Source organism: Actinopolyspora sabaoui, assembly GCF_051225635.1.
GTDB lineage: Bacteria > Actinomycetota > Actinomycetes > Mycobacteriales > Pseudonocardiaceae > Actinopolyspora.
Map to the genome: position 1 here is coordinate 1 of NZ_JBMIHH010000029.1, position 439 is coordinate 439.

A 439-nucleotide genomic window follows, 5' to 3' on the forward strand; every position below is an offset into this window, starting at 1 on the left:
GCAGGGCGAAGGTGGCCTCGGTGACGAACACGTCGCAGGCGACCGACTCGAATGCGGCACAGGTCGGATCGGGCTGGCGCTTATAGTCGCCCGACACCACCCAGACTTGCCCATCGGCCTCGATCCGCACCTGCGCGGAGCCCAGCACATGGCCAGCCGGATGCAACGACACCCGAGTGCGGCCCAACGTAAAGGCCGCGCCGTACTCGTAGGCGAAATATCGCTGGTCGCCGAGCCGCCAGCGCAGAATCGGCAAGCCCGCGGCGCTGCCGTGGTATTCCCTCATCCCAGGGCGGGCGTGATCGCCGTGGCCGTGAGTGACCACCGCCCGCGCGACAGGCCGCCAGGGATCGATATGGAAGTCGCCGAGTGGGCAGTACAACCCGTCGGGACTGACGACCACCAAGTCGCCGGGGCGCTCGTCAGCGCTCATCCGTGC

At 68.3% G+C, this 439-nt stretch carries 1 pseudogene; it reads right to left on the reverse strand.

The features are described 5' to 3' along the window. Window positions 1–433: pseudogene (locus tag ACOQFL_RS22835) on the reverse strand (ligase-associated DNA damage response exonuclease); the annotation flags it as partial. Window positions 434–439: the final 6 nt, after the last annotated feature.